Origin of the sequence: Saccharopolyspora sp., assembly GCF_017434145.1 — a bacterium.
GTDB lineage: Bacteria > Actinomycetota > Actinomycetes > Mycobacteriales > Pseudonocardiaceae > Saccharopolyspora_C > Saccharopolyspora_C galaxeae.
The window spans coordinates 1-2644 of sequence record NZ_JAFRFW010000269.1; the positions used below are offsets into that span (position 1 = coordinate 1).

A 2644-nucleotide genomic window follows, 5' to 3' on the forward strand; every position below is an offset into this window, starting at 1 on the left:
CCGAGGTGCGCGGGCGGCTGCTGGTCACCCTGGACGCCGATTTGCAGGACGACCCGGCGGAGGTGCCGCGGCTGCTGGCCGCGCTGGACGCGGGCGCGGACCTGGTCAGCGGGCACAAGGCGCAGCGCAAGGACCCGCTGGGCAAGCGCCTGCCGTCGAGGTTGTTCAACTGGATGACCGGAGTGATCACCGGGCTGCGGCTGTCCGATCACAACTGCGGGCTCAAAGCCGCGCGCACCGAGGTATACCGGCGAGTCCCGCTCTACGGGGAACTGCACCGCTACATCCCGGCGCTCGCGCACCAGCTCGGATACCGGGTCTGCGAGCTTCCGGTGCACCACCGGCCGCGTGCGCACGGCAAGTCGAACTACGGGCTGGAGCGGTACGTGCGCGGTGCGCTGGACCTGCTGACCGTCGTGGCGCTGACCCGCTACGGGCGCCGACCGGCGCACTTGTTCGGCGGTCTCGGCGTGGTCGCGGGCGCGCTGGGAACGCTGATCCTGCTGTACCTCACCGGGATTTGGATGTTCACCGAGCAGTCGATCGGGACTCGGCCACTGCTGACCCTGGGAATCCTGCTGGAGATCTTCTCGGTGCAGATGATCTCCACGGGACTGCTGGCCGAGCTGGTGCTGCACCGGACCGGGCGGGACGCGGACGTGAGCGTGCTCGTCGCCGACGACACCGCGAGCTCGCGCGTGGAGTGAAGGAGCAGCATGGGGTGGTGCGCCGATACCGCGAACGTCCTGCACCGCCCGCGCTCGCAAGCCGGGTGGCGTGCGCATGGACGCAGCAAGTGCCGGAAGACGGGTACTTGCAACGCATCATGCCGGACGGCTGCCTGGATCTGATCTGGCGGGACGGCGTGCTGGAGATGGTCGGCCCGGACACCGGACCGCGCGTGCTCCCGCTCGCCGCTGGCAGCGTGGCGGGCGTGCGGCTCCGGCCCGGAGCGGCGGGATTGCTGCTCGGCGACGTGCCCGCTGCTGCGTTGCGGGACCTCCAGGTGCCGCTCAGCGAGCTGTGGGGGTCGCGAGCGCAGCAGGTGGCGGACCGGCTCTCCGCGGCCGACGGCGCGGACGAAGCCGCGCGACTGCTGGAAGAACTCGCCGTGGCACGGCTTCCCGAGCATCAGCAGGACCCTGCTGTCGCGGAAGCGATCCGCCTGCTCAGCGGCCCCCGAGCGCCGGGAGTACCGGAAATCGCCCAGCACCTCGGATGGTCCGCAAGGCACTTCCGGAGGCGGTTCACCGCGGCCGTCGGCTACAGCCCGAAAACCCTGCACAGCATCCTGCGGTTCCGGCGTTCGATCGAGCTGGAAGGTCCGCTCGCCGACCGCGCGCTCGCAGCCGGGTACGCCGACCAGGCCCACTTGAGCCGGGAAGTGCGGCGGCTGTCCGGACTCACCGCCGCCGAACTGCTCACCGGCCGTACGCCTGAAGCGTGCGCAAGGCATCGATCGTCACCCGCGGACGGGACTCCAGCGCCGTCCCCGGTGCCCACTGCCGCCACCTGATCGGCCAGCCGCCGTCTTCGCACTGGTCTTGGGCGAGGGCGTCCAATCCGGCGGTGATCTCCGCTTCGGAGAACCATTCGCGGGCCAAGCTGCCCGGGTCGCGGGCGTAGTCCGGAACGAAGTGCCACTCCCCCGGCGCGTAGCCCGGCACGAGGTGCGAATCCTCCGGGCGCTGCGGATCGAGCACCACGATGCCCTGCGCACGCACCATGCGGCCGAGTCGTGCCGCCGCCGCGGCGGCGCGTTCCCGGTCCGGCACGTGATCGAGGAATGCCACGGCCGCGTGCACCTCGTACGGATGGGACTCGGTCAACGCGTCGATCCGCTGCCAGCAGAACTCGGTCGCTGGGGCCAGCCACGGGTGCGTCGATGAGTTCTTGTGCAGCACGCCTGCCACCAGCGCCGTCGTCAACAGCGCGCCGGGCGGGTCCTCGTCGATCGGCATGAACGGCGGGTGCGGATAGTCCCGCCCGGCCGGATCCACCGCCGGGATCCCGCCGTCCGGGAGGGTGATCGTGGCGAGCTGATCGACGATGCCGTCCGCGGCCGCGCCGGAACAGCGTCCGATCTCGTCCAACGTGGTCAACGCCGCGTGCGCGCCGAGCGGCTGGCTCACCGGGCCGCGCACGTCCGGGTCCAGCGCGTAGGCGTAGCCACCGTCGGCGCTGCGGTAGGCGTCCAGAGCAGTGGCCACCGCGTCCGGAGAACCCGCGCGGAACAGGTGCTCGAACCGGCGTTGCTCCAGCACGCGGGCCGTCAGCCAGATGAACCCTTCCGCCGCAGCGAGCCGATCCGGCGCGGTGCGCTCCTTGGCATCTGCAGTCATGCCCGGACGTTAAGCCCGCGCGGCGCGCGGCTTCTTGAACGAATCGGACCTGCGCTCGGCGCGGTCGAAGAAAAAGGCGGGGCCGAGAATCCCGGCCCCACCTTTTTCAGCACTACGGTCAGTTCTCGGAGGTCGCACCTGCGGAGACGTCCGCCTCGGCCGCCTCCGGGGAGTCCGGCGGCGGACCGGCCGCGCGAGAAGCGGTGCGGCGGCGGGGCCGCCGGGTGACCGTCTCCGTCGCCGGCGCGGGCACCTCCGGCGCCCCATCGGTCTCCGGCTGCGCGGACTTCTCCGGCACCGCC

The 2644-nt window shown here is 71.6% G+C and carries 4 protein-coding genes; 2 read left to right on the forward strand and 2 right to left on the reverse strand.

What is annotated here, in order from left to right; genetic code table 11:
- Both IJH84_RS07545 and IJH84_RS07550 read left to right on the forward strand, forming a co-directional pair.
- Positions 1-707, forward strand: a 707-nt coding sequence (locus IJH84_RS07545; RefSeq protein ID WP_295141966.1) for a glycosyltransferase, incomplete at its 5' end; no start/stop codon positions are given.
- Between the two features lie 17 nt (positions 708-724).
- Positions 725-1516, forward strand: a complete 792-nt coding sequence (locus tag IJH84_RS07550) for a DUF6597 domain-containing transcriptional factor (RefSeq protein WP_367268980.1) — start codon at positions 725-727, stop codon at positions 1514-1516.
- Here the strand turns inward: IJH84_RS07550 and IJH84_RS07555 are convergent.
- Entirely contained in the window at positions 1422-2342 is a 921-nt protein-coding gene (locus IJH84_RS07555; protein ID WP_295141970.1) for a hypothetical protein, read from the reverse strand. The genes IJH84_RS07550 and IJH84_RS07555 overlap by 95 nt on opposite strands.
- A gap of 118 nt (positions 2343-2460) precedes the next feature.
- Positions 2461-2644, reverse strand: a 184-nt coding sequence (locus IJH84_RS07560; protein ID WP_295141973.1) for a hypothetical protein, incomplete at its 5' end; no start/stop codon positions are given.

Excerpts from the sequence above, each read along its gene's own strand:
- IJH84_RS07555 (WP_295141970.1), bottom strand. The coding sequence starts at position 2,342 with ATGACTGCAGATGCCAAGGAGCGCACCGCGCCGGATCGGCTCGCTGCG.